This window comes from Parasutterella sp. St.1A3 (assembly GCF_059728705.1).
In genome coordinates this window covers 537,099-563,229 of record NZ_BAAGFK010000001.1, presented here as the reverse complement: position 1 = coordinate 563,229, position 26,131 = coordinate 537,099, and the positions used below count along the sequence as shown (strand labels likewise).

18 protein-coding genes, 1 other RNA gene and 1 pseudogene are annotated in these 26,131 nt (G+C 51.7%); 8 read left to right on the top strand and 12 right to left on the bottom strand.

What is annotated here, in order from left to right; translation table 11 throughout:
• The first annotated feature begins 46 nt into the window (after window positions 1–46).
• A complete protein-coding gene (locus tag AC6I1F_RS02590) occupies window positions 47–2,590 on the top strand; it encodes a molybdopterin-dependent oxidoreductase (protein WP_289164156.1) in 2,544 nt (847 codons plus the stop codon).
• 67 nt (window positions 2,591–2,657) lie between these two features.
• On the opposite strand, the gene htpX is transcribed toward AC6I1F_RS02590, so the two are convergent.
• The 11 genes and pseudogenes from htpX to gyrA all read right to left on the bottom strand — a co-directional run bounded on the left by htpX (window position 2,658) and on the right by gyrA (window position 15,892).
• Entirely contained in the window at window positions 2,658–3,548 is an 891-nt protein-coding gene (htpX, locus tag AC6I1F_RS02585; protein ID WP_160334446.1) for a protease HtpX, read from the bottom strand.
• A 138-nt stretch (window positions 3,549–3,686) separates the two neighbouring features.
• Window positions 3,687–4,679, bottom strand: coding sequence for a tetratricopeptide repeat protein (locus AC6I1F_RS02580; protein WP_289172009.1), 993 nt, complete (start codon window positions 4,677–4,679; stop codon window positions 3,687–3,689).
• Window positions 4,680–4,844: 165 nt separating this feature from the next.
• Window positions 4,845–5,144: pseudogene (locus AC6I1F_RS02575) on the bottom strand (integration host factor subunit beta); the annotation flags it as partial.
• 20 nt (window positions 5,145–5,164) lie between these two features.
• Window positions 5,165–6,862, bottom strand: a complete 1,698-nt coding sequence (gene rpsA, locus AC6I1F_RS02570) for a 30S ribosomal protein S1 (protein ID WP_160334448.1) — start codon at window positions 6,860–6,862, stop codon at window positions 5,165–5,167.
• Window positions 6,863–6,953: 91 nt separating this feature from the next.
• The gene (cmk, locus tag AC6I1F_RS02565) at window positions 6,954–7,610 is read right to left on the bottom strand and encodes a (d)CMP kinase (protein WP_160334449.1); all 657 of its coding nucleotides are present in this window, start codon (window positions 7,608–7,610) and stop codon (window positions 6,954–6,956) included.
• A gap of 2 nt (window positions 7,611–7,612) precedes the next feature.
• Window positions 7,613–8,908: a 3-phosphoshikimate 1-carboxyvinyltransferase gene (gene aroA / locus AC6I1F_RS02560; RefSeq protein ID WP_251569719.1), complete on the bottom strand. Its 1,296-nt coding sequence runs from the start codon at window positions 8,906–8,908 to the stop codon at window positions 7,613–7,615.
• 20 nt (window positions 8,909–8,928) lie between these two features.
• Complete coding sequence (locus tag AC6I1F_RS02555) at window positions 8,929–9,792, bottom strand: prephenate dehydrogenase (protein ID WP_497801593.1); 864 nt, start codon at window positions 9,790–9,792, stop codon at window positions 8,929–8,931.
• 2 nt (window positions 9,793–9,794) lie between these two features.
• Window positions 9,795–10,916, bottom strand: coding sequence for a histidinol-phosphate transaminase (gene hisC / locus AC6I1F_RS02550; RefSeq protein WP_289077132.1), 1,122 nt, complete (start codon window positions 10,914–10,916; stop codon window positions 9,795–9,797).
• Window positions 10,913–12,034, bottom strand: coding sequence for a prephenate dehydratase (gene pheA / locus AC6I1F_RS02545; protein ID WP_289172008.1), 1,122 nt, complete (start codon window positions 12,032–12,034; stop codon window positions 10,913–10,915). Before pheA ends, hisC begins: the two co-directional genes overlap by 4 nt.
• 14 nt (window positions 12,035–12,048) lie before the next feature.
• On the bottom strand, window positions 12,049–13,116 hold the full coding sequence (gene serC, locus AC6I1F_RS02540) for a 3-phosphoserine/phosphohydroxythreonine transaminase (RefSeq protein ID WP_160334454.1): 1,068 nt from the start codon (window positions 13,114–13,116) through the stop codon (window positions 12,049–12,051).
• Window positions 13,100–15,892: a DNA gyrase subunit A gene (gene gyrA / locus AC6I1F_RS02535; RefSeq protein WP_289163239.1), complete on the bottom strand. Its 2,793-nt coding sequence runs from the start codon at window positions 15,890–15,892 to the stop codon at window positions 13,100–13,102. The genes serC and gyrA overlap by 17 nt, the downstream gene beginning before the upstream one ends.
• A gap of 14 nt (window positions 15,893–15,906) precedes the next feature.
• Here gyrA and AC6I1F_RS02530 point away from each other — a divergent pair, with 14 nt between their 5' ends.
• The 7 genes from AC6I1F_RS02530 to AC6I1F_RS02500 all read left to right on the top strand — a co-directional run bounded on the left by AC6I1F_RS02530 (window position 15,907) and on the right by AC6I1F_RS02500 (window position 25,138).
• A complete protein-coding gene (locus AC6I1F_RS02530) occupies window positions 15,907–16,350 on the top strand; it encodes a HigA family addiction module antitoxin (RefSeq protein WP_289172006.1) in 444 nt (147 codons plus the stop codon).
• The gene (locus tag AC6I1F_RS02525; protein WP_289168625.1) at window positions 16,340–17,680 is read left to right on the top strand and encodes an amidohydrolase family protein; all 1,341 of its coding nucleotides are present in this window, start codon (window positions 16,340–16,342) and stop codon (window positions 17,678–17,680) included. Before AC6I1F_RS02530 ends, AC6I1F_RS02525 begins: the two co-directional genes overlap by 11 nt.
• A gap of 95 nt (window positions 17,681–17,775) precedes the next feature.
• A complete protein-coding gene (locus AC6I1F_RS02520; protein WP_237178686.1) occupies window positions 17,776–18,411 on the top strand; it encodes an OmpA family protein in 636 nt (211 codons plus the stop codon).
• A 29-nt stretch (window positions 18,412–18,440) separates the two neighbouring features.
• A complete protein-coding gene (locus AC6I1F_RS02515) occupies window positions 18,441–19,109 on the top strand; it encodes an HAD family hydrolase (protein WP_353889931.1) in 669 nt (222 codons plus the stop codon).
• Between the two features lie 65 nt (window positions 19,110–19,174).
• Window positions 19,175–23,212 carry a DUF748 domain-containing protein gene (locus tag AC6I1F_RS02510; protein WP_289172005.1) on the top strand — a complete coding sequence of 1,346 codons (4,038 nt, stop codon included), beginning with the start codon at window positions 19,175–19,177 and terminating at the stop codon, window positions 23,210–23,212.
• Between the two features lie 38 nt (window positions 23,213–23,250).
• Window positions 23,251–23,616, top strand: a transfer-messenger RNA (tmRNA) gene (gene ssrA, locus AC6I1F_RS02505).
• 190 nt (window positions 23,617–23,806) lie between these two features.
• A complete protein-coding gene (locus AC6I1F_RS02500; protein WP_289163234.1) occupies window positions 23,807–25,138 on the top strand; it encodes a tyrosine-type recombinase/integrase in 1,332 nt (443 codons plus the stop codon).
• A gap of 325 nt (window positions 25,139–25,463) precedes the next feature.
• Here AC6I1F_RS02500 and AC6I1F_RS02495 read toward each other — a convergent pair whose 3' ends face one another.
• Window positions 25,464–26,105, bottom strand: coding sequence for a hypothetical protein (locus AC6I1F_RS02495; protein ID WP_289163232.1), 642 nt, complete (start codon window positions 26,103–26,105; stop codon window positions 25,464–25,466).
• Window positions 26,106–26,131 lie beyond the last annotated feature (26 nt).

Genomic DNA, 26,131 nt, shown 5'->3' with positions numbered 1-26,131 from the left:
ACCGTGAAGTCCTTTAATCTTAACCCAAAGATCATAGGAGAAATGCATGACGAAACTCTCCCGTCGTACATTCATTGCCGCATCCATGGCAACAGGGGTCGGAGCCGCCACATCCCACGCGGCCGAACCGACTGCACCGACACAAAATAACGCCGCCAACTATCCGGCCGCCACAGGAAGCGCTGCCCAGTATGCAGCAAATCCGCAGCCGCTGCCCGATCTTGCGCTGACAGAAACATTCAGTCTTGGAAAATCACCGATTAATGAAGGATCGTGCATTACCGCCTGCCGCTGGGGGCTTGTGCGTCCTCAGGTCAGAGGCGGCAAAATGGTCGCTCTGCTGCCCTTCGAGTACGACTACGCGCCCACTCCGAACATGAACAGCCTCTGCGAGCTACCCTACTCTCCGAGCCGCATTCGTTTCCCGATGGTTCGAGAAAGTTATCTTAAAAACGGCCCCGCCTCCCGCGATAAGCGCGGAAACGATCGTTGGGTCCGCGTCACTTGGGATCAGGCTTTGGATCTTGTTGCCAAAGAGATGAAGCGCGTTTACAAGGATTACGGTCCAAGCTCAATGTTCGGCCGCTCCTACGGCTGGATGTCTACCGGCAAGATCAATGCTGCAATCAACCTGCAGCAGCGTCTACTGAATCTCTGCGGCGGTTTTATCGGCTGCATCAACAGCTACTCGACCGCTGCTATCGGCCGCATTCTTCCTTATGTTATCGGTGTTGCCGATCCCCGCTCTACAAGCTGGGACAATGTACTCAAGAACAGCAAACGCGTCGTGCTCTGGGGGTGTGACCCGCTCGTCACCAATGACATTGACTGGCTGACTACGCTTCATAACGGCGCAGGCTACTTCCGTGCGCTTAAAGAATCCGGCATCAAAACCATTGACATCAATCCGATCCGCACCGATACCGGCGAATACCTCGGCAGCGAATGGATCGCTCCGGTTCCGGGCACTGACTGCGCCCTGATGCTCGGTATGATTTACGAACTGGAAAAGAGCGGTAAAGCGGATAAGGAATTCCTGAAGAAATACACTTCCGGCTACGATAAATTCCTCGACTACGTGCTCGGCAAGAGCGACAACACTCCGAAGACTCCTGAATGGGCAGCCAAGATCACCGGCGTTCCTGCTGAGAAGATCGTTTCACTGGCGCATGAGCTGCAGGAAAACCGCACCATGATCATGATGGGCTGGGGCATTCAGCGCATCCAATTCGGCGAACAGCCGCACTGGATGGGCTTTACGCTTGCAAGCGTACTTGGTCAGATCGGTCTGCCCGGCGGCGGCATCGGAACCAACTATCAGTACTCCAACGGCGGCTCGCCGGTGGCTTACGGTCCGTTCCTTGGCGGTATCTCGGGCGCGGTTAAGCCGGTTCTTCCCTTTAACCAGAATTGGAAAGGAAGCAAAGTCATTCCGGTTGCCCGATTTGTTGAATGCTTCCTGCACCCGGGCAAGACTATCGACTTTAACGGCACTAAGGTCACATATCCGGAAGTGAAAATGGTTATGTGGGCAGGCGGCAATCCGTTTGCGCATCAGCCTCAGACCAATAAGCTTGCCGAAGCCTGGAAGAAACCTGAAACCGTTGTGGTCACAGACAACGTCTGGACCGCTACTGCACGTCATGCGGACATCGTGCTGCCCGCAACCACGCAGTTTGAACACAACGACATCACCAACATCGGTACCTACTCCAATGATGGTCTTGTCGCGATGCAGCAGGCGATTGAACCGCAGTGGGAATCCAAACCCGACTATTGGATCTTCTCTCAGCTTGCTAAACGCATGGGATGCGAACAGCAGTTCACAGAAGGTCTTGACGAAATGGGATGGATTAAACGTGTCTACGAGGAATCCCGTCAGCTTGGAACCAAGATGGGTGTAGCGCTCCCGAGTTTTGAAGACTTCTGGAAGAAAGGCTACTTCCTCTATGACGTGAAACCGGCCGACAGAGACTTCGTCGCCTTTGCCGACTTCAGAGCGGATCCTGAAACAAACGACCTCTCAACGGAAAGCGGCAAGATTCAGATCTTCAGCCCGAAGATCCACTCTTACGGCTACAAAGACTGCTTAGGTCATCCGAGTTATCTCGAACCGACGGAATGCCTTAATACTCCGAACCGCAAGTATCCGCTTGCCTATATGGCCTGCAAGAGCCGCTATCGTATGCACAGCCAGCTTGACGGCGCTGTCGGCCATTACTTTGCGGATATCAGAGGCCGTGAACCGCTCTGGATTCATCCGGATAACGCTTCTGCCCGAGGCATTAAGAACGGTGACATCGTCATGGTCAAAAACGACCGAGGCGCGGCTCTGGCCGGCGCCTATGTCACGGATCGAGTCCGCAAGGATGCTGTCGTTCTGCATCACGGCGCATGGTACGCACCGAAGAAGATGAAAGACGGTACTCTGCTCGATATCCACGGCAACTCCAATACGCTCAGTATGGACGTTCCGACATCAAACCTCGCCTGCGGCAATATCGCCTCCTCCGGCTTGGTTGACGTTGTTAAATACACAGGAGAGCTTCCCTCAGTCTATGTCTGGGAAGAGCCGGAATACACGGAATAATCCGTAACTGAAAAGCACAACGGCCGCTTACGCGGCCGTTGTCTTATCTGCTGATTTAGTACAGGGGTCAGCGCATTTCACGAAGCGCTGCGATACGAGCTTCAATCGGCGGATGGCTCGCTAAGAGTTCACCGATGTTGCCCATGATGCCGAAGCCTTTAACTGCAGCCGGAAGCTCCTCGGTCGGAACACCGCCGAGTCTGGCAAGCGCATTGATCATCGGAGCAGAAGAACCCATGATCTGAGCAGCACCCGCATCAGCACGGAATTCGCGGTGACGAGAGAAGGCAGCCACAACCATCGCAGCAAGGAATCCAAGCACGATATCCAGGACAAGCGAAGTCACGTAATAGCCGATGCCGGGAGCGTCGTCTTCGTTGCGCAGAACGCCGCGGTCAACAAAGTTACCGATCACTCGGGAAAGGAAGACTACGAATGTGTTGGTCACGCCCTGAATCAGAGTCATAGTGACCATGTCGCCGTTTGCAACGTGCGCGATTTCGTGTGCAAGCACGGCTTCGACTTCTTCTTTATTCATGCTCGAAAGAAGACCGGTGGAAACCGCAACCATGGCAGAATTTTTTGTCGGACCGGTCGCAAAGGCGTTTGCTTCGCCTTCGTAAATACCGACTTCCGGCATCGGGATACCGGCTTTCTGAGAATGTGAATGCACAGTATTGACCAGCCAGGCTTCAAGCTTGTTGGCCGGATTTTGGACATCGATCATCTGAACGCCCATAGTGCGTTTAGCGATCATTTTGCTCATCAGAAGAGAAATGATGGAGCCGCTGAAGCCAACAATGGCGGCAAAGACAAGAAGCGTGCCTAAGTTCTGGCCTGCGCCTGCAACATTGGCGAAATTAATTCCGAACACAGCTGAAACGATGTTCAGGACAACGCCAAGTACGACGAGAACAGCTAAGTTGGTCAGAAGGAAAAAGCCTATTCTTTTTAACATATCTACTGATCAATCCTCGGTTAAAAAAGGTTATGTTTATCCCACTATTATCGGGTACTGAGAGGAATTTTTGTCATAAAAAAGAATGATAAATTGTTTCCAATTTTGCTCTTTTTTAAAAAATCCCCCCGCAGGCGCCTATTTCTTTTCCAAGTCCATCGTATCCCATGCTCCGCAAGCCGGGCAACGCCATAAATAACTGTGGGTTCTAAAGCCGCATTCTTTGCACTTAAATTCGGAAAGTCCGGCCGGAATAAGCGGATTCTTTCCGGTAGCAGCCTGCCGCTTCAAGGTTTGTTCAACCGCGCTGATGAGCGCAGAAATCGCGTTGGCAGCCGGCCCCTGTGCCGGCACGGCTTTAAGCATTGAGACAGCATCTTCGCCTTTACCCGCTTTTACGATCATAAAGGCGGCCAAATTCAAGATTGCAGGATCCTTTTGAGCGGCCTGAAGCACATATCCAACCGCTTCCTGCATTTTGCCCTGAAGTGCGAGCGTCGGGAAGATCTTAACTGCGACGAGACTCTCAAGATTAGGAGAATCTTTGACCGCTTCCTGCCAGGCCTTAACTGCCGCGTCGGTCTCACCCTTAGCCTTCAGAATATCGCCCCGCAGGATTCGCGCGCGAACACTTGTCGGTTCCGCTTTTAACGCTTCAAGGACATTTTTTTCCGCTTCTTCGGGTTTCTTTAACTTCAGACTGATGGCGGCAAGTTCACAGTAAAACTGTGCAATACGGGATTGATACTGCTCTTTTGTAATTTTTTGAAGCTCTTCAGCCTTAGTGACCGCCTTATTCCAATCCTTCGTCATTTCATAAAGCTTGAGAAGCTGTTTATCGGCCTCGATACGAAGCTCTTCCGTTTGATCGGCGAGTTCTTCATAAGCAGCCTCCGCTCGATCAAACATCCCCGCTTTCAGAAAATCAATCGCCAGTTCTTTCAGCGCATCGATGCGAACCTGAAGAGGGATATTCTTATCAGCGCTTAACTGCTGATGCAGACCTATCGCATCGGAGAATTTGCCCAGTCCGCGCAGCTGCGCGGCTTCATCCAAAACTTTTTGCGGATCATTGACCGTATTTTCAGTTGTCATAACTTTACGCACTCTGTCTAATAATCTATCTGTCATTGTGCTCCACGAGGGAGCTTTCACTGTCCTGCCATTGTAATTCTCATTACCTCGCTGAGCGCTAATGATGTTTATATCGGGACAAAGAACAAAATATTCGGCAAAAAAAGGCCCGGCTTATTCAGCCGGGCCGGGCGCTTTATTGAAATCGCTTACTCATTACTCTTCAGTAACAGAGTTATCCACTCGTTCACGCATTTCCTTGCCTGCTTTGAAGTGAGGCACGATTTTTGCGGGAACTTCAACGGTCGCACCGCTTTTCGGATTACGACCGATACGAGGCGGTCTGTAATTCAGCGAGAAACTTCCGAACCCGCGGATTTCGATCCTACTGCCCTGCGCAAGAGCTGCAGTCATGGCGTTGAGGATGGAGTTAACTGCATCATCAACATCCCTGACCGTCAGACGATTGGCAATAACCATGGGGTCGTTTGCCAACAGTGCGATGAGTTCAGATTTGGTCATTTCTTAAAGCTCTCTGGTAATTATTTAGACTGATCCAGTTTTGCTCTGAGAAGAGCGCCGAGGTTAGTCGTACCAGAGTTGGATTCATCGCTGCCGATCTTAGCCATCGCTTCACGCGTTTCAGCCTGGTCCTTAGCACGGACGGAGAGCTGGATGGAGCGGTTCTTACGATCGATATTAACGATGGCGGCGGTGACTTCATCGCCTTCCTTAAGAACGTTTCTGGCGTCTTCAACACGATCTGTGCCGATTTCGCTGGCGCGCAGATAGCCTTCAGTGTCGTTGCCGAGGTCAATAACAGCACCCTTGGCGTCAACGCTCTTGACAGTACCTGTCACAACAGTGCCCTTTTCGTGAGCAGAGCAGAAGTTGGTGAACGGGTCGCCGCTCATCTGCTTAACACCGAGGGAGATGCGTTCGCGTTCAACATCGATGGTGAGAACCATAGCTTCGAGTTCTTCGCCCTTCTTGTACTTGCGAACAGCTTCCTCACCGGGTTCTGTCCAGGAGAGGTCAGAGAGGTGAACAAGACCATCGATACCGCCTTCGAGGCCGATGAAGACACCGAAGTCAGTGATGGACTTGATCTGGCCCTTGACGATGTCGCCCTTCTGATGAGAAGCAGCGAATTCTTCCCAAGGATTCGGCTTGCACTGTTTCATGCCGAGAGAGATACGACGGCGTTCTTCGTCGATCTCGAGAACCATGACTTCAACTTCGTCGCCGAGAGCAACAACTTTCTTCGGATCGACGTTCTTGTTTGTCCAATCCATTTCGGAAACGTGGACAAGACCTTCGATACCGGATTCGATCTCAACGAAAGCACCGTAGTCAGTGATGTTGGTGACTTTGCCGAAGAGACGTGTACCCTGCGGGTAGCGGCGGGCGATACCGATCCAGGGATCTTCGCCAAGCTGCTTGATACCGAGAGAAACACGATTCTTTTCCTGGTCGAACTTGAGAACCTTGGCTGTGATTTCCTGGCCCTGTTCAAGAACTTCGCTCGGATGACGTACGCGGCGCCATGCGAGGTCGGTGATGTGCAGAAGACCGTCGATACCGCCGAGGTCAACGAATGCACCGTAGTCAGTGATGTTCTTAACGATGCCCTTAACAACAGCGCCTTCCTTGAGTGTTTCAAGAAGTTTGGCTCTTTCTTCGCCCATAGAGGCTTCGACAACCGCGCGGCGGGAAAGAACAACGTTGTTGCGCTTACGATCAAGCTTGATAACCTTGAATTCAAGGGTCTTGCCTTCGTAGGGTGTGGTGTCCTTAACGGGACGTGTATCAACGAGGGAACCCGGCAGGAATGCGCGGATGCCGTTGGTCATCACTGTCAGGCCGCCCTTAACTTTGCCTGTAACGGTACCGGTAACCAGCTCGCCGGATTCGAGGGCTTTTTCAAGGTTGAGCCAGGCGGCAAGGCGCTTAGCTTTGTCGCGGGACAGGATGGTGTCGCCGTAGCCGTTTTCGAGGTTTTCGATAGCGACGGAAACGAAGTCACCTACCTTGACGTCAACTTCGCCGCGGTCATTCTTGAATTCTTCAACAGGAATGAAGGCTTCGCTCTTCAGGCCGGCGTTAACAACAACGTAGTTGTAATCAACGCGGACAACTTCTGCAGGGATGACTTCGCCCTGTTTCATTTCCTGCTTAGCGATACTCTGCTCGAATAACTCAGCAAAACTTTCGGTAGGTTTGGTTGTAGTGTTGGTCATGAATGTAAATGGTTTGCTTTATCGAAATAAAGCGGTTAAAAATTCCCATCGGCCACCATGGACGATAGGGGCATCAAAATTAAAGGGCTTTTTAGGGCCTAATCTCCCGATACCATGAGAGAACTTTATCTATGGTTTCCTGAAGCGTAAGTTCAGAGGAATCCAATATCCTCGCGCCTTCCGCCGGCTTGAGCGGTGCTACCGCGCGCTCAGTGTCGCGTCGGTCTCTCTCCTTCAAGTCAGAAACAAGGTCGTCGATTTTACTATCAATTCCTTTTTCTTTCAACTGGTTATAACGTCTCTTTGCACGAGATTCGGCCGAAGCTGTAAGAAAAATTTTAAGACAGGCATCCGGGAACACCACTGCGCCCATATCCCTGCCGTCAGCCACAAGCCCCGGCTCCTGCGCGCAGCGTCTCTGTAGCTGAAAAAGCGCGTCCCGAACCGTAGGATAGGCCGCGATTTGACTCGCGTTTAATCCCGCTTCTTCAGTACGGATAACATCTGTCACATCTTCGTCGTTCAGATAAATTCTGCCGTCCTTAAAAAGCGGTTTCATATTTTCTGCGACTTTCGTCACGGCAGCCTGATCGTCAAGCGACACACCTTCTTTCACGCAGGCTGTCCCCGCCAGTCGGTAAAGCGCGCCGCTGTCCAGAACATGAAAACCTAAAACTTTGGCGACACCGGCCGAAACGCTGCCTTTGCCCGAAGCGACCGGTCCGTCAATCGCGATAATATCTGCCATTCTTAATTCTCCACCACTGTTGAAAGGCGAGTGAAATAATCCGGAAAAGTTTTTGCGACGCACTTCGGATCATTAATAAATACAGGAACACCGCCCGCCGCGATCAGGGACATGCACATTGCCATGCGATGGTCTTTGTAAGTGTCAAACGTCGCGCTCTGCAGTTTCTCCGGCGGTGTAATACGAATCCAATCCTCGCCGCTTTCCACCTTGCAGCCGACTTTGCTCAGCTCTTTTTCCATCGCGGCGATACGGTCGGTTTCCTTAACCCGCCAGCTGCCGATTCCTCTGAGCGTCGTCTCGCCGTCGCACATCGGCGCAATAGCCGCAAGCGTCATTGCCGCATCCGGAATGGTTCTCACATCCGCGTCAATCCCGTGGAGTTTTTTCGCATAAGGATTCGGTGCGGTTTTGATCCAATTTTCACCGCGGGTAACCGATGCGCCCATCTTTGCTAGATACTCCACAAAAGCAGCGTCTCCCTGAACGCTGTCCTGTCCGACCCCTTCCACTTTGAGAGGTCCGACAAGAGCGCCAAGCGCGAGGAAATACGATGCGCTCGAAGCATCTGCTTCCACTTCAAAAACGCCCGGCGATTTGTAGCGCGCACGAGGAACAAGGAAGTCTTTCTCCGTTGTTTTTACCGTCACACCGAATTTCTCCATGAGACGACACGTCAGCGAGACGTACGGCGAGCTGATCAGTTCGCCGTCTACGCGTATCCTCAGGCCTTCCTCCGGCGCAAGCAGAGGCGCAGCCATCAGAAGTCCTGAGAGGAACTGACTGGAGACATCTCCGCGAATGTGCGCGAGGTTTCCTCGAATGTGAAACGCCGGTTCAATTTTGATCGGTGGAAAACCTGCTTCGTTTAAATATGAAATTTTCGCGCCAAGTGCGTTGAGCGCTTCAACCAAATGCGCGATCGGACGCTCACGCATGCGGGCAACCCCGTCAAGCGTGTATTCCCCGCCGCTGAAAGCGAGCGAAGAGGCTAAAGGACGCATAGCGGTTCCCGCGTTGCCGAGAAAGAGATCGGCTTTTTTAACCGGGAATGCTCCGCCGCAGCCCGTCACCTTAACGATCGTGCCGTCTTCATTCTGCTCAAATCCGACTCCGAGCCCGCGCAGCGCGCCAAGCATCATTTCGGTATCTTCCGCCACCAAAAGGTTTCGCACCTCAGTGACGCCGTCGGATAAAGCCGACAGGAGAAGCGCCCGATTGGAAATACTTTTAGAACCCGGAAGACTCACCGAGCCTCTAACCGCTGAAATCGGACTGACTCTGAGACATTCATTCATAAATAGAATCCTTTTTATTGCTATTTGCCGGGGAAAACCAGTCCGCGGCGATTACGCATCGCGTTCTCAAACACGCGTTCAATGGCCTGAGCGTCGCCCTCATCAATATATTTCTGAAGCGCGTCAAGCTCTTTGCGATAGCTGCGGAGCTCCTCGGAAATCGCGTCGCGGTTGCTGATGCAGATATCGCGCCACATCACAGGTGAGCTCGCCGCGATTCTGGTAAAGTCTCTAAATCCCGCACCCGCCAGTTTCAATTTGACGTGCGCGGAAGGCTCCTTCGCGATCATGTCAACAAGCGCATAAGCAAGCACATGCGGAAGGTGGCTGACGGACGCAAAAATTCTGTCATGCTCCTCGGGCGTCATCTCCTGAACTTTGGAGCCCGCTTTTTTCCAGTTCTCCGTAATCAGTTCGACAACCTTCGGATCCATACCCTCGGCAGGCGTGGAGATCACAACCTTATTCAGAAAGAGATCGGGATCGGCGTACTCGACGCCCGGCATCTCGCCGCCCGCGATCGGATGCGCGGGCGCATACTGATTGAATTTATCTCCGAGCCCCTTGCGCGCGGCCGCAATGACCGAGCCGCGGGTGGAACCGACATCAGTGACCACCGCGCCCTTTTTAAGGTACTTGCCGATTTCGGCAAAAACGCTTTCCATCGCCTTGACAGGCACGGACACGACGACAATATCGGATTTCTCAACCGCCTCGCGAAGGGAGAGGGTACATTCGTCAGCGACCTTTTTCTCAAGCGCGGTTTTCTGGTTCTCTTCATTGATATCAAAGGCGATTACATGATCGACAAGACCCGCCTTTTTCCAGCTCAGGGCTACGGATCCGCCGATCAGTCCGCAGCCCAATACAGACATTGTTGCCAAAGCTACTCTCCGAACTTGTTCAGACCTTCCTTGAGAACCTCGAGGAATCTCTCGTTCTGCTCGGGTGTTCCGACCGTGACGCGAACCCATTCAGGAAGGTCATAAGAGCGCATACGGCGCACGATAATGCCCTTCTTCAGCAGATAATCGACAATCTCATCGGCATGGCTGCCGATGCGGACTGTGATGAAATTCGCATGAAGCCCCATATAAGGCAGTCCAAGCTGATCGAACGCTTCGGTTAGGAATTTAATGCCCTCTTTGTTAACTTCGAGCGTCTTCTTCACAAAATCCTGATCCTTGAGCGCGGCAAGAGCGGCGATCTGAGATAGATCATTCACGTTAAAGGGATGACGCACGCGGTTGAGCAGAGAAAGAAGCTCGGGCTGCGCAATACCGTACCCAACGCGGGCGCCCGCCAGCCCGTATGCCTTGGAGAAAGTTCTTGCGATCATCACGTTGGGGTGTCTGCGGACCATTTCGACAGAATCGCACTGAAGCGCAGGCTCTAAAAATTCCACATACGCCTCGTCAAAGAGCACCATAACATTCGGCGGAACCTGATCCAGGAACTGCAGGATGTCGTTCTCGGCCAAATACGTTCCGGTCGGATTATTCGGATTGGTCAGGAAAATCAGGCGGGTTCTCGAGTCAATCGCGTCAAGCATCGCCTGCAGATCCGCGTTGTAGTCGCCTGTTGCCGGCACTTCAATCGTTTCAGCACCGCAAAGACGCGCCACCATCGGATAAAGCGAGAAGGAGTACTGCGGATAAATCGCAGTTGTGCCGACGGAGAGCACCGTCTGTGCCGCCAGTCCGAGAAGCTCGCTCGAGCCGCTTCCGATCACAACCCAATCCTGAGGCACGCCGTACTTCTCGGCAATCGCCTTCTGCAGATGGTAGGAGTCCGCGTCCGGGTAACGGTTCAGGCTGAAGACCGCCTTAGAGACCGCTTCCTTAACCTTGTCGCTCATGCCGTTCGGGTTTTCGTTGGCGACCAGCATGATAATATCTTCCGGCTTCAGGCCGAGATCCGCAGCAACGTCCTCAATCGGCTTGCTCGCCTTGTATTTATCCAGTTCCTGAACCCAGAGCGGGGTTTGGATTGTTTGTTCTTCGCTCATAACTTTGTTCCTTTGTCTTCTGATCCGCTTTCTTCATTGGCAATCGGATAAGAGCCTAAATTCTTAAATGAAGCGCAGCTGCTGCGGAAATCATCCAGTGCGCTGCGTACCTTGGGATCATCGCAATGACCTTCAATATCCACGTAGAAGAAATATTCCCATGAACCGCGTTTGGCCGGGCGCGACTCAAAGCGCGTCATTGAAACGCCGTGGTCATAGAGCGGCTTGAGCGCCTGAAAGAGCGCTCCGGCTTTATGCGGTACGGAAATAATCAGGGATGTTTTGTCTTTTCCCGGCGCCTTAGAGGGTGACGTTCCTTCTTTACCGAGCACCACAAATCTCGTGCGGTTGGTGGACTGATCCTGAATGCTCGGATAAGCAATCTTCAGTCCGTAATGCTCAGCAGCCGCTTCGCCTGCGATCGCGGCGGATTCCGGATCCAAAGAAGCGAGACGAGCCGCTTCGCCGTTGCTTGCCGCGGGGACCCGCTCAAGCTGCGGATAGTGGCGGTTCAGCCAGCTCACGCACTGTCCGAGCGACTGTGGATGGGAGTAAACGCGCTTGACGCCGTCCATACGGCCGGACGTTGTCAGAAGATTATGGTTGATCGGGATTGAGGTCTCCGCAATGATCGTCAGATTCGTGAGCTGAAGGCAGTCCATCGAGCGATTGACCGCGCCCTCAGTCGAGTTTTCGATCGGGACGATACCGTAGTCGGCGCTGCCCGCTTCCACCGCATGAAACACATCATCAATGCGTTCACAGGCAATGCCGTCCACACCCGCTCCGAACTGACGAAGCATCGCAAGCTCGCTGAACGTGCCCTGAGGCCCGAGGTAAGCGACGCGCGCCTTATGTTCCAGCGCGCGGCAGGCGCTCATAATCTCTTTAAATATGCTGCTGATGCCCTTTTCCGTCATAGCGCCTTTGCTCTGCGCCCAAACTTTGCGCAGCACTTCGGCCTCCCGGTCGGGACGATAAACGGGCGCATTAGCGCTTCCCTTAACCGCACCGACCTTCTTTACAACTTCAGCTCTTCGATTCAGAAGCTCAACGATCTGAGCGTCGATTTCATCGATTTGAGCGCGAAGGGGTTTTAGCTCTTCATCAATGTTCATTCTGAGTCTTCTCCTTAGCTGTGAGCTTCGGCAAATTTCTTCATATAGTCGGCAAGCACTTCCACCGCCTCGATACTGACGGCGTTGTACAGAGAAGCTCTCATGCCGCCGAGAATTCTGTGCCCTTTAATATTGGCAAGACGCTTCTCATAGGCCTGACGTACGAATTCGTCATTTAGTGACTCGTCTTTGAGGTTGAAGACGACATTCATGCGTGAACGGGAAATCTTCTCCACGTTGTTGTAATAAAAGCCCTCGGACTGATCGATCAGATCGTAAAGAATCTGACTCTTAATGACAGAGCGGCGCTGCATTTCCTTGACACCGCCCTGATCGAGCAGCCAGCGCGCGACCAGATTGGCGATGTAGATCGCAAAGGTGGGCGGCGTGTTGTACATTGATTCGCTCTTTGCGTAGGTTTCGTAGTCGAGCATCGTCGGTGTCGAGGGATCGGCTCTTCCGAGCAGATCTCTGCGCGCGATGACGACGGTGAGCCCCGCCGGTCCGAAGTTCTTCTGAGCGCCCGCGAAGATAAGACCGAACTTGCGGACATCGACCGGCTGACTAAGAAAGTCGCTTGACATGTCCGCAATCAGGGGCACAGACACTTCGGGCGTATACCAGTAGCGGATACCGTTAACCGTTTCATTAGAGCAGTAGTACAGGTAGGAAGCGTTCTCCGTCAGCTTGATTTCGTCCTGACGCGGCGCTCTGAGATCGACGCAGGCCGCTTCGGCCGCTTCTCCGATCTTCTGAGCTTCCTTAAAGGCCTTCTTGCTCCAGACCCCGTTCACCGCATAATTGCCGCAGCCGCCCACGGAGAAGTTCATGGGGACCATAGCGAACTCTAAGTGACCGCCGCCCTGAAGGAACATGACTTCGTATTCATCAGGGATGCCGTAAAGCTCACGCAGCAGAGAGACTGTTTCACGGTAGATACCAATGAAGTCTTTGCTGCGGTGGCTCATTTCGAGGATGGACAGACCTAAGCCGTGCCAATCCGTCATTTCCGCTGCCGCCTGCTCAAGCACGCTGAGCGGCATGGCCGAAGGGCCGGCGGCAAAGTTATAAATTCTCGTCATCTTTTTCTTCCTCGATGATTTCGCGGTCTTTCTCTTCGATCTCTTTTTCTTCTGCCGCTGTTTCGGAAATGACTTCGGCCTCTACGGCGTTTTCATCCGAAGCGGCATCTCCGTCATCGTTCTCCGTCACGCGTTCCAGGCCGACCAGATGAACGTCGGAAGCCATAGAAATCAGTGTGACGCCCTGAGTGTTGCGCGACATCACGCGAATTTCGCTGACGCGTGTTCTCACGAGTTTGCCCTCGGAGGTAAGAAGAATGATTTCATCTTCATCCTTGACGAGGAGCGCTGCGACCACCTTGCCGTTGCGTTCCGACGTCTGGATAGAGATCATGCCCTTAGTGCCGCGGCCGTGGCGGGTGTAGTCCGCAATCGGAGTACGTTTGCCGTAACCGTTTTCGGTAGCGGTAAGGACTGTCATGTCATCGTCGCCCGCGACCAGCATCGCGATCAGTTTCTGTCCGAACTCAAGACGCATACCGCGGACACCGGTTGCAGCGCGGCCCATGCTGCGGACTTCGTCTTCGGCAAAGCGTACCGCCTTGCCGTCGTCGCTGAAGAGCATCACATCGTGCCTGCCGTCAGTGACAGCCGCGCCGATCAGCACGTCGTCTTCAAGCAGGTTGATGGCGATAATGCCCGCCCTGCGCTGATTTCTAAAGTCGCCGATCGGAGTCTTCTTAACGGTACCCGAGGCGGTTGCCATAAAGATGTACCAGTCTTTGTCGTAGTCCTCGTCGGAGATCGGAAGGACAACCGTGACTTTTTCGTCCTCCACGAGTTCAAGGAGGTTAACGATCGGTCTGCCTTTGGAAGCCGAAGAGCCTTCCGGAACATCCCAGACGTTAAGCCAGTACATGCGGCCTTTATTCGTGAAGCAGAGCAGCACGTCATGGGTAGTCGCCACAAAGAGCTGGTTAATCAGATCGCCCTCGCGCATCTGAGCCGCTTTCTTACCCTGTCCGCCGCGTTTCTGAGCGCGGTACTCGGTCGAAGCCTGGCTCTTGATGTAGCCGGTATCGGTCATGGTGACCACCATTTCGCGAAGCGGAATCAGATCTTTCGTCTTAACACCTTCGGCAAACGGAACGATCTCTGTCAGACGTTCGTCGCCGTACTGAGCCTGAATATCTCTCAGACTCTGGGCAATGATCTGTGTCACGCGCTCGGGTTTTCTCAGAATATCGTTGAGATCGACAATCTGATCGGCAAGTGCCTGATAGTCGCCGCGAATCTTGTCCTGCTCGAGACCGGTCAGGCTCTGAAGGCGCATCTGAAGAATATTTCTTGCCTGAAGCGAGCTCAGTCGATAAGTCTTTTGATCGGTGAGACCAAGATTGAGATCCTCGCCCTTCGGACGCATTTCGCTCTTATCCATCTGAGCTCGTTCAATCAGCTGAGCGGCAATTTCAGCCGGCCACTCGCGCGCGAGCAGACGAGCCTCGGCTTCCTGGCCGTTGGCTGATGTCTTGATGATCTCAATGAATTCATCGAGGTTAGCGAGCGCGACCGCCTGACCTTCCACCAAATAGATCTTGGAAATCGCCTTATCGAGCTGGAAGCGTGTCCGGCGGTTCACCACTTCTCTTCTGAAGAAGAGGAATTCCTGAATAATTTCCTTGATATTGAGCAGTTTCGGCTGACCGTTCACCAGAGCGACCAAGTTAATGCCGAAGGAATCCTGAAGCTGCGTGTTCTTATAAAGCTGATTGAGAACAACGTTGGCGTTGGCGCCGCGTTTGAGCTCGATAACGCCGCGCATACCGGTTTTATCGGATTCGTCGCGAACGTAGGAAATCCCTTCGATTTTCTTTTCACTGCCGAGCTGAGAAATCTTCTCCAGCAGCAGGCGCTTATTCACCTGATAAGGGATTTCGTCGATGATGATGGATTCACGGTTGCCGTTATCCCATTCTTCAATATGCGTTTTGGCGCGAAGCACCGCTTTGCCTTTACCGGTTCTGTAGGCTTCGTGCACATCGGCAAGACCGTAAAGAATACCGCCTGTGGGGAAGTCCGGCGCGGGAAGAACCTTGATGATCTCATCAATCGTCGCATCCGGATGCTCAAGCATCAGCAGACACGCGTTGACTGTTTCAGAGAGGTTGTGCGGCGGAATATTGGTCGCCATACCGACCGCGATACCGGCCGATCCGTTGACCAGCAACTCCGGAAGCAGCGTCGGGAGAACCGTCGGCTCTTTTTCGCTACCGTCGTAGTTCGGTACAAAATCAACAGCGTCCTCTTCGAGACCGACAAGCATTTCAGAAGAAATCTTTGCCAAACGAACTTCGGTGTAACGCATCGCCGCAGCGCCGTCACCGTCGATTGAGCCGAAGTTGCCCTGCCCGTCAACCAGCGGATAGCGCATGGAGAAACTCTGCGCCATACGAACGATCGTTTCGTAGGCGGCGAAGTCGCCGTGCGGATGGTATTTACCGAGCACGTCTCCGACGACGCGAGCGGATTTCTTATGCGCGCTGTTGTAAGTGTTGTTCAGCTCATGCATCGCGAACAGCACACGGCGGTGTACCGGTTTCAGGCCGTCTCGCACGTCCGGAAGCGCGCGGCCCATGATGACGCTCATCGCGTAATCCAGGTAAGAGCGGCGCATTTCCTCTTCAAGCGAAACGCGTTCCGCTTTATTAACCTGCTCACGAATCAGCGCCCAATCGGGTTCGCCTCTGCGGTCGGTCTTGCGGCCGCGGGGACGGCGCTTGCCTTCTTCGCCTTCCGGCTTTTCTTTTGTGTCTTCGTTCTGATCGTTGTCAGCCATCTGTAAATCCTTTTATGACATCAAAAATTAACCTGTCAATTTTACGTGACGAAACGCCAAATAATGCCGAAAACGATGCTAAAACTTATTTTGATCGGTTTTTATGTGATATTGTAAGACGATACTATCGTATTACGTTACTAATGATTGATTTATCTTCCATTCATCCCGGGACGATTTTAAAAACAGTGTTTTTAGAGCCGCTCGGCATCACGCCTTATCGACTTGCCAAAGACATCGGCGTGCCGCAGACGCGCATCAGTCAGATACTTGCGGAAAAACGAAGCGTGAGCGCGGACACGGCGCTGCGCTTGTCGCGCTATTTCGGATTAGACGATAATTTCTTTTTAGTGGCTCAGGCCTCCTACGAGCTGAGCAGGACGCGTCCTCTCATCGAGGGTGACCTTAGACACATTAAGCCATTCAACCCGGTAGCCGAGACAAACGATGAAAGTTGACAAAATTCTTATTCCTCGCTGGATAATTCCGGTCGTGCCCCGAGGCGCAGTTCTTGAAGGACATTTTCTGGCGATCCGGGACGGTCGGATTTCAGCGATCGCTCCGATCTCGGAATTAGCGGATTTTGAAGCTGACGAAATTGAACAGCTTGAAGACTGCGCTCTGATGCCCGGCTTAATTAATTGTCATACGCACGCTTCGATGAATCTGCTTCGCTGCGTCGGGTCCGATCTGACCACTCCGCAGTGGCTAACCGAGTGCATTTGGCCGATTGAAGGCAAATTGATGAGTCCGGAATTTGTTTATCAGGGTGCGCTTTTAGGCGGAGCGGAAATGATTCACGGCGGCACGACCATGTGCCACGACATGTATTTTTACGGCGCTGAAGCCGCAAGAGGCCTAAGGGAAAACGGGCTTCGCGTTGTCGAAGGCGCGTTTGTGATCGGCTTTCCGTCCAAAGAGTACAGCAGAGAGGCGCAGTGTCTTCAGGGCGCGGAAAAGCTCTTTGCGTCAGCCGCCGACGATGATCTTCTCAGTATTAATTTAGCGCCGCACGCGCCCTACTCTGTTTCCAAAGAAGCGCTTCAGGCATCGATGCGGCTTGCGCAAACGCTTGACACCACATGGCAGATTCATCTGTCGGAGACCGATGAAGAGCGCGAAAACGCCATCAAAGCGTTCGGATGCTCACCGGTGGAATACTTATCTCGGATCGGCTGCTTAAATGAGAGAACGGCAGCGGTTCACTGCGTAAGTCTTTCAGATCGTGATATTGAGATTTTGAGCAAATCAGGTGCAAGCGTTATCCATTGTCCGGTAAGCAATATGCGGCTTGGATGCGGCGCGAGCCCGGTCGCCAAACTGCTTGAAGCGGGCGTCAATACGGCGCTTGGCACAGACGGAGCCGCCAGCGCGTGCACGTTAAGCATGTTTGAGCAGATGCGCACAGCCGGGATGATTGCCAAAGGATTTTCCAAGGATCCGTGCGCGCTGAATGTAAATCAAATTATCGAAATGGCAACAATAAACGGGGCCAAAGCGCTAAAATCTGATGAGCGGGTCGGCTCTCTCGAGATCGGGAAGGATGCCGACCTAATTGCCATTGACTTGTCACGGTTTGTAACCGTGCCCGTTTTGGATGTTTTATCCTGCCTTGTTTACGCGGTTGAAGCACAATGCGTATATCAGGTTTGGGTTAAAGGCGGATGTGTTGTGAAAAAACAACATAAATCCGCACAAAAATCTGATCTCGGCGAGTTACTGACAAAAAGTGACTTAATGTCGTGGCAGAATAGGGTGTGTGAGATACTACAGGACGGCTCTCGATGACGTTCCGGTGGTAAGCACTCGGAACGCATTACGGCCGTTTCCTGAAAATGCCGTATCATATTGTGTGGTTTTATCTGCATCAAAAGAGGAAAATGATGAATACAAAGACAAAATTGGGACTGCTCGTTGCTTCTGTTGCAATGGCCGCTTCCGGAGCTGTTTGCGCAGCTGTTGCCCCTGCCAACCCCTATGTTCAGGCAGCCGGACAAACTCTTATGACTAACTTCGGTCTGTGCGTCCGCACAGGCTACTGGACTCCGGCTCTTGCCGAAGCTCAGGGCGCTCTTGGCCAGAACTGCCAGTGCGACACTGACATCATCAAATGCGAAGCCGGCGCTGAAAGAATTACTCTTTCCGCTGACACACTGTTCGCTTTTGACAAAGCCGTTCTGAAACCCGAAGGCGTTGCCAAACTGACAGAACTCACAAGCCGCATGTCCGGCCTGACACTCGACGTCGTCATGATCGACGGCTATGCTGACCGTATCGGCGGTGCTGCATACAACCAGAAACTGTCTCAGCGCCGTGCTGACGCTGTTAAGACATTCCTTGCCGAACACGGTGTTCCTGCCGCTCGCATCCACGCTGAAGGCAAAGGCCAGGCTGACCCTGTCGTCAACTGCCCGAACCCGTCCGCCAAGGGCGAAATCAAGACATTCAAACAGCTTGTTGAATGCCTGCAGCCGAACCGTCGTGCCGTTATCGAAGTTAAGGGCACACGCAACAAGTAATTGCTAATTCGCTTGTGAAAAAGGGGCCTTTGGGCCCCTTTATTTTTGTCATGACACCTCAGACCTATCTTTTTGACCTAGACGGTACCCTGCTTGACTCCGCGCCTGATCTTGCCGCGGCGGCCAACCATCTCAGAGAAGTTCGGCATCTTGAGCCGCTTCCCTTTGAAGTGCTTCGCAAGACCGCTTCGAGCGGGGCGCGCGGGCTTCTCGGCGCGGCCTTCGGCATCAAACCGGAAGATCCCGGCTATAAAGCGCTCGCAAACGAATTTCTGGACTACTACCAGGAACATATGACGGACCACGCAGAGCTTTTTGCGGGCATTCTCGAGCTCATCAATTCGATTGAGGCAAAGGGCTTTGCCTGGGGCATCGTCACCAATAAGCACGCTCGTTTTGTGCTGCCGCTGATTGAGCATCTCAAACTTACGCCCGGCGCGGTAGTCTGCGGCGACACGCTCAGTGTGAGCAAACCGCATCCGGAGCCGATCATTCACGCGCTTCGTCTTCTTCAGAAACCGGCCGAATCTGCGGTATATGTCGGAGACGACCTGAGAGACATTCAGGCTGCGAATTCCGCTCATGTATTTTCCATTGCCGCTCAATGGGGCTATCTCGGCTCTCCCGTTGGTGTCGAGGAGTGGAAAGCGGATGCGATCGTGCGCAATCCGAGTCAAATCTTGGAAATTAACATCTAGCGTCATTCATACTTCTAACTAGCAAGATTCTGCGTGTTGATTTTTTATCACGAGGGATAAGAAGTATGAGTAAAAAGATTTGGATTACGACCGGCGTGGTCGCGGCTCTGGCGACTGTCTACACAGCAGGCGGTTTTTGGGGCGTTCCTTCGGGCATACAGTGGGCTATTAAGAAGTATGCAGAGCCGTTTACCGACCGCAAAATCACGCTTGACGAGGTCAAATTCAATCCTTTTACACTGCAGCTGACCGCCAACGGCCTGAGGATCCAAAAAGAAGGAGAACCGCAGGCCTTTATGGCGCTGAAGTCCCTTGACACAAAGCTCAACTGGAAATCGCTCGTCAAATTCTCTCCGATTGTGGATCATGTCACGCTCGACGGTTTTGAAGCCAACATCATCCGCACGGGCCTTGACACTTTTAATTTCAGCGACATCATCAACAAGATCGCCAAAATGCCCTCAGACAAAGATGAGGACAAGAAAAAGGATGATGATCCGGTCAGATTTGAAATTGATAATGTTTCTCTGATCAATTCCTCCATCACGCTCGATGACAAGTTCAGAGACAAGGTCGACAAATTCACCGACATCAACTTAGCGGTTCCTCTGATTTCGAATTTCAAGACCGAGGTGGACAACCCGACGCAGCCGAAGCTTCAGTTCAACTTTAACGGCGAGCCCTTCTCGATTAACGCTTCAAGCGAACTCTTTGTTCCCTCGCTCAAGACCGGTGTCGACTTCACTCTCAGAGGGCTCAACCTTGAGAACGCCGCTTCTTTTAATCCGATACCGCTGAACGCGAAGGTCACATCCGGCACGATGGATGCCGCCTTGAATCTTGACTTTGCCAAGACTGTCGATCAGCAGGAAGGCTATCTGAGACTCAGAGGCACATTAAAGATTCTGAACCTTTCGATTCAGGATGATCTTGACGCCAACGGCTATCAGATCGCGAACTTCCGTGAAATCAACATCAATCTGAAAGAGTTCTCTCTATTCAGGCAGATTCTTGAGCTTGGCGAAGTACAGTTTCAGGAACCGAAATTTGAAATTATCCGTACGGCCAAAGGCATTAATGCGGCTGAGCTTGCCACTCATATTCTGAAAGACGCAAAACCCGAAAAAAGCGCCGGAGCTGCCAACTCTGAAGCCGTCAGCGAGGAAAAGGCTCCTGAGGCAAAACCGACAGCTGTGGGCAAGGAAGTAAAACCCGAAGCCGCTAAGTCGGAAGAAACCAAGGCAGAACCGACAGAAAACAATGCGGCCGCACCGACTGAGACACCGCGGGAGACAGCGCAGACGAAACCCGCGAAGCCTGAGGAAAAAGCTAAAGAAGCTTTGCCTGAGAAGGCTTCAGAAAGCTCGACAGAAATGACGCCTCAGCAGGAAGCGGCTCTGAATATGCTGATGCGTTCGGCTCACGCTGCCGAATCAACACCTGAGGCACCCACTGCCGGCGCGGAATCGAGCAAGACAGCGGAAACCTCCGAATCCGGCAGTACTGGTGCAGGAGCCGTTCCGACTGAAGCTCCCACGCCGAATGAAATCGAGCCCAAGAGTGAGGAAGCTCAGTCAGACGTAAATCATGACAAACCATCCATCGCGGACAAAGGACCCAACGCGCAGGAGGACCCCGGCTGGAAGTGGAGTGTTGAGAAAGCGAGCATTCGCGGAGGCACGGTCCATTTCTCTGACAAGACGAACGGCTTTGATCATGACGTCACAAACATCAACGCTTCAGTGGCTTCGCTGAACGCGCAGCCCGGAAACAAGAGCGACATCAAGGCTTCTCTTGATGTGCTTGAGGGCAGCATTACCGCCGAAGGTACGCTTGATTTAACGCCTCTTGATCTTGAGCTGAATCTCGGTACAAAAGATCTTTCCGTTCCGAAGCTCTCGCCCTACATTCAGGAGTTCTCCGCCGCCAAGATCGCAGGCGGTAAATTCTCGAGCAGCGGCAAGTTCAGCCTGAGCATGAATGAAGAGCTGAAGTTCAATTACAGCGGTGAGGCAGGTCTGAGCGGCGCTGTGATTCATGAGCCGAACGGCTCTCAAGCGCTTTCCGTCGCGAGTGCCGAAGTCAAAGGCATCGACGTTTCCGGCCTTTCGACGATCAACGTCAAGATTGCTGATATCAATATCGCAAGTCCGAACGTCAAGGTTATTCGTGAAAAAGACAATTCAATCAACTTAATGACGCTTGCCGAGCCGGGTAGAAAGCCTTCCGCCTCTGCTGCTGCGGTAAAACCGGCGCCAGCCAAAGCCTCTTCGTCTTCATCAGCTCCGCTTAGCTGGCAGATCGGCAGGATCAGCCTGAGCGGAGGCTCTGTCGACTTTACAGATGCAACGAACGGATTCCACAAAGTCATCTCCGCGATCAACGCCTCGGCCGGTCCGATCAGTAACAATTTATCTGCGCAGACCGCGGTCAGCGCGAACATGAACATTATCGGCGGGCATATCGGCGCGAGCGGAAATCTGGTGATCAGCCCGTTCAAGACAAGTTTGGACGTCACTACGAGCGCGCTGTCCATTGCCGATCTGACGCCCTATATCTCTCAGTATTCCGGCGCCCACGTGACCAAAGGCACCTTCTCCAACAAGGGCAAAGTCACGCTTTCCACCGCAGCTGATCCGATCAGCTTCAGCTACAACGGTTCAGGCGACGTAAGCAATCTTAACGTCACGACGGCAAAGGGTGAACCGGCCGCATCGCTTACCAAGCTCAGTGCTTCCGGCGTCAGCATCAGCGGCCTTTCTCCGCTTCAAATCAACATTAATTCGCTGACGGCGTCTAATCCGAGCGTCACGATTGTCAGAGCGAAGAACGGCGCAATCAATCTTGCCTCTTTAGCGGATCCGGGCGGAAAAGCGGCGCCTGCTGCCAAACCCGCAGAAAAACCCGCCAAGAAAACCGGCAAAAAGGCTAAGTTCTCTTCGCCCACTGCCGATCTGCCCGCAATGACCATTAGCAAAGTGGTTCTGAGCGGCGGTCGCGTTCGCTTTACAGATAATTCCGTCTCACCGGTATTTAACATTACCGCCAACAAGATCGACGGCAGCATGACCGGTTTCTCGACAGCGAAGAACTCGAAAGCGAACGTTGACGTACATGGTTCGCTAAACGGAACCCCGATGACTCTGAAAGGCACGGTAAATCCGTTTGCATCCAATCTGACCGTCGCGATGCAGGGCTCCGTACAGTCGCTGTCGCTTCCCACCTTCTCTCCGTTCTCTGCGGAATTTACCGGTTACCCGATTGTCCGGGGGCAGATTACCTACAACGGTTCCCTTGATGTTCACAAAGATGAAGTGAAATCAGAGAACAACATGGTCATCAACAAACTGGAATTCGGCAATGAGATACCGAATGCCAAGAACACGATGCCTGTCGGGCTGGCAGTTTCCCTGCTCCAGGACAGAAGCGGTCAGATTGACTTGAACATTCCGGTAAGCGGATCTCTGAATGATCCGGAGTTCTCGATTGGCGGAATCATTGTCAAAGTCATTGCCAACTTGATTACCAAAGCGGTGACTGCGCCGTTCGCTCTGATTGGTTCGATGTTTGGCGGCGGTGACGCAGACCTTCATAATCTCGCCTTTGACGCCGGCACAGCCAAACTGAGTCCGAAGACGGTTGACGCATTGAAGGTTGTGGCCAAAGCGATGAGTGAGCGCCCTGGCATCAAGATTCAGATCATGGGTATCGCCGATGACAAGCAGGACACTCAGGGGCTGAAGGAGAGCCTGCTGATGCGTTCGATGCGCTATGCCATTTATCGGGATTCGACTGCCGCAACAGACATGAAGCAGCTTACGCCGGTGCAGATTAGTCAAGCGATTAAAGCGCTTTACAGCGAATCGGAAATTCCGGACAAGCCAAAGCTTACGGACGTACAGCAGATGCATCAGTTCCTGCTGGAGCATCAGCGTGTTGCGACCGCGGATTATGTATCGCTTGCGCAGAGGCGCGCGGATGCGGTCAGGAACTATCTGATCAATGTTGAGAAGATCAATCCGGATCGTTTGTTTATCGTTTCTCCGCAGGATCAAAAAGGCGACACAAAGGTTCCCGGGATCGCTTTGGGTCTTCAAAATTGATAAGGCGATGAATTTTATGTAAAATGAAAGATTCCTGTGGGGGCGACATGGTTTCGACAGGGGCAATGAGGTAATTGGACGCGTGCCGAGGTGTAGTTTCCTCGCTAAACCACTTACAAAAATATAAACGCCAACGATGAGCGTTTCGCTCTCGCCGCCTAAGTCCGGTGAGACGCTGCAACCGGTTTGCTCTTAGATCGGGTCGGGGAACCGACAGCAGCGACATAGCATAAGAGCTAGTCTTCGATGGAGTTGTGACGTCGGAGGCGAAACAAAGCAACTGGCCGGCAACTGGCATCGCTAGTTTGCAGGGTTGTCGGTAAGATCTAAATGAATTAGATACGCACGTAGAGGCTGTTGCTGATAGCTTTTGGACGCGAGTTCGATTCTCGCCGCCTCCACCATTTTAGGTTCCCAGACCATCCAAAGATGTCTGGGATTTTTATTTAAATCATATAGTTATCTCACTTTCTTGTCTAATACTGTCTAAGGAAATCCAACCCAATCTTATTTTTTATGATGGTTTTTATGATGGTTTTTGAGAGTTCTAAGTTGTAAAATGCAAAAAGACCATCATAAATAGAGGAGACATCAATGCCAAAAAGGGTTTCCGAACTGACCGCTTTCCAGTTAAAAAACTTAAAAAACGGCATCCACAATGTTGGAGGAGTCAAAGGACTTTACTTTAAGAAAACAGACACCCAAGCCAGATTTTTTCTCAGATACTCCGATGTTTCTGGAAGACACGATTTCTCTTTAGGGAGCTATCCTCAACTTTCTCTTTCTCAAGCTAGAAAAGCAGCGTTTGAAACTTGGCAACTGATTGATTCCGGAAAAGACCCAATTAGAGAAAGAGAAGAAGAGAGGAAAAACAAACTAAGGGCTATTGAAGAAAAGAAGTTGGCTGAGGAAAGCCATGAACTAACCTTTTCGAATATTGCGTTGCAATGGATTGAAGATCGAGAAAGTCATGGCTACTGGATTAACAACATCAGAGAGCCGAAGTGCACAATCCAAATTTTGGAAAAAAATGTCTATCCGTTTATCGGACAAAAAAACATTGAAGAAATCAATCCTGAAATGGTAAGAGCCATTCTTGAGCCGATATGGCAAAAAAAACCGAGTACGGCAAAGAAAGTAAAAACCTATCTTCGACAAATTTTTCAGTGGGCTATTGCATTAAAAAAGAGGAAGGACAAAGAAAATCCAGCACAGATGGACGGAACGTTAGGTGTCTTGATGGAACCTTTGCAAAAGAACAAGAAAGAAAAGCAAAATTATGCTTCCTGCCCAGTCAAAGACATTCCTCAACTAATGGCCGAGATTCATTCTTACAACTCAATTTCCGCCCGTGCCTGTGAATTCTCTATTCTTACAGCGACCCGCTCTAAAGCGGTTAGATTCGCCCGATGGAATGAATTTGATTTAGAGAAAGGAATCTGGATAATCCCTATGGAACACGACAAGATAAAAATACCCAACAGGGACAGAACAATTTTTCTTTCTGAACAGGCTTTAACTCTTCTCAAAAATTTGCCAAGATTTAACGAAACAGAACTAGTTTTTCCAAGCAATCGAGGCTCTCATCTGTCAGACTGCGGAATCAATATGTTTCTAAGAGGACTTCACGAAAAGAAGTTTGCTGAAGACGGTATCGGCTGGATAGATCCGCATAAGACAGAAAAGACAGGAGAACCATGCACGATTACTGTCCACGGTACAGCCCGTGCAACGTTCCGCACTTGGGCTAAGGATGACGAATTAGGCAACAATCGAAAGTTTGACCAAGAAGCCGTAGAGCTGTGTTTACTGCATTCAAAGAACGATGCCTACAACGGAGCATACGACCGAGCAAAGCTGGAAAAGGAAAGACGCTTCGTAATAGATTGCTGGGGCAAATACTGTTACAGCCGTTTGAGCAAATAACTCAAAATCTCACTATGTAAAAATTTTTGCGGGGAGTTGCAGGGCTTTATTTAAAGCAAATTAGAAATTTGTCAAATTCTAGAAATAGAGCTTTTAGGTTGAATAAATATTTCACTCGTGACATGTTTTCCAATCCCGAGGAAAAAGCCCCGCAAAAACCCCGCAAACCCCGCAGAATTGTTTAAATTCAATTAGTTACGTTACGAGGCTTTTACGATAAAACCCCGCAAGTTCTCCGATCTTTAGAAATTCTCCATTTTGCACGCACAAAAAATTAAGGAGCCGCACGGTCTTGCGTGACTCCTCTTTTAACTTTTGACCCGCCCTATGGGTGGAATTTGCCAAACGAAATCAGTCTTTGATTTAATTTCCTCAGTTTTTCATCAAAAGCGTCATCGGCTTTTGCTTCGGCCTCCAAGAAAGCCTCTCTCAAACGATCATAGGTTTTATGATGCATTCCCTTCGGCTTAATCCAGTATTCGCCTCCCAGTTTCTCTTTGAGCTTAACGGCCTTACTGCGCAGCCTCTCAAGTTCATCCTCATTCTCTGATGGATAAGCCAAGTGCCCACAATGCCTGCAACACCACGTATTCGATAAATAGACACAGCAGACGCGGCGCCGGCAGTGAGGACATTCAAACCAATATTGGAAGCCTCCGAATCGGCAAGGAGTTTTCAATAATTTGATTTCTACGTCCTTATCCTCCCACGGACCGTCATTGCGGCTTACTTTGTAAATCAGCCGAATGTTGTCTTCCGCAATCAGGACTTCCATTTTTCCCCACGGTTTACCGTTGCAGCTCCATTCGATCGTTTTAACTCCCTTGCTTTTTAACAAACCATGCTTATTCATCCATCGAACATTTAAGAAGCGAAGGTTTGTAATCAGTTCCCTTTCCCTGACACGGCCACTACCATATCCGCCCATCTGTCTTTCTCCCAAATGTTTTGTTAATTCAGTGCTCAAAAACCGTCGATATCCGCACTATCCTT

Coding starts and splice junctions, on each gene's coding strand:
- AC6I1F_RS02590 (WP_289164156.1), top strand. CDS start 47: ATGACGAAACTCTCCCGTCGTACATTCATTGCCGCATCCATGGCAACA.
- htpX (WP_160334446.1), bottom strand. CDS start 3,548: ATGTTAAAAAGAATAGGCTTTTTCCTTCTGACCAACTTAGCTGTTCTC.
- AC6I1F_RS02580 (WP_289172009.1), bottom strand. CDS start 4,679: ATGACAGATAGATTATTAGACAGAGTGCGTAAAGTTATGACAACTGAA.
- rpsA (WP_160334448.1), bottom strand. CDS start 6,862: ATGACCAACACTACAACCAAACCTACCGAAAGTTTTGCTGAGTTATTC.
- cmk (WP_160334449.1), bottom strand. CDS start 7,610: ATGGCAGATATTATCGCGATTGACGGACCGGTCGCTTCGGGCAAAGGC.
- aroA (WP_251569719.1), bottom strand. CDS start 8,908: ATGAATGAATGTCTCAGAGTCAGTCCGATTTCAGCGGTTAGAGGCTCG.
- hisC (WP_289077132.1), bottom strand. CDS start 10,916: ATGAGCGAAGAACAAACAATCCAAACCCCGCTCTGGGTTCAGGAACTG.
- pheA (WP_289172008.1), bottom strand. CDS start 12,034: ATGAACATTGATGAAGAGCTAAAACCCCTTCGCGCTCAAATCGATGAA.
- serC (WP_160334454.1), bottom strand. CDS start 13,116: ATGACGAGAATTTATAACTTTGCCGCCGGCCCTTCGGCCATGCCGCTC.
- gyrA (WP_289163239.1), bottom strand. CDS start 15,892: ATGGCTGACAACGATCAGAACGAAGACACAAAAGAAAAGCCGGAAGGC.
- AC6I1F_RS02530 (WP_289172006.1), top strand. CDS start 15,907: ATGACATCAAAAATTAACCTGTCAATTTTACGTGACGAAACGCCAAAT.
- AC6I1F_RS02525 (WP_289168625.1), top strand. CDS start 16,340: ATGAAAGTTGACAAAATTCTTATTCCTCGCTGGATAATTCCGGTCGTG.
- AC6I1F_RS02520 (WP_237178686.1), top strand. CDS start 17,776: ATGAATACAAAGACAAAATTGGGACTGCTCGTTGCTTCTGTTGCAATG.
- AC6I1F_RS02510 (WP_289172005.1), top strand. CDS start 19,175: ATGAGTAAAAAGATTTGGATTACGACCGGCGTGGTCGCGGCTCTGGCG.
- AC6I1F_RS02500 (WP_289163234.1), top strand. CDS start 23,807: ATGCCAAAAAGGGTTTCCGAACTGACCGCTTTCCAGTTAAAAAACTTA.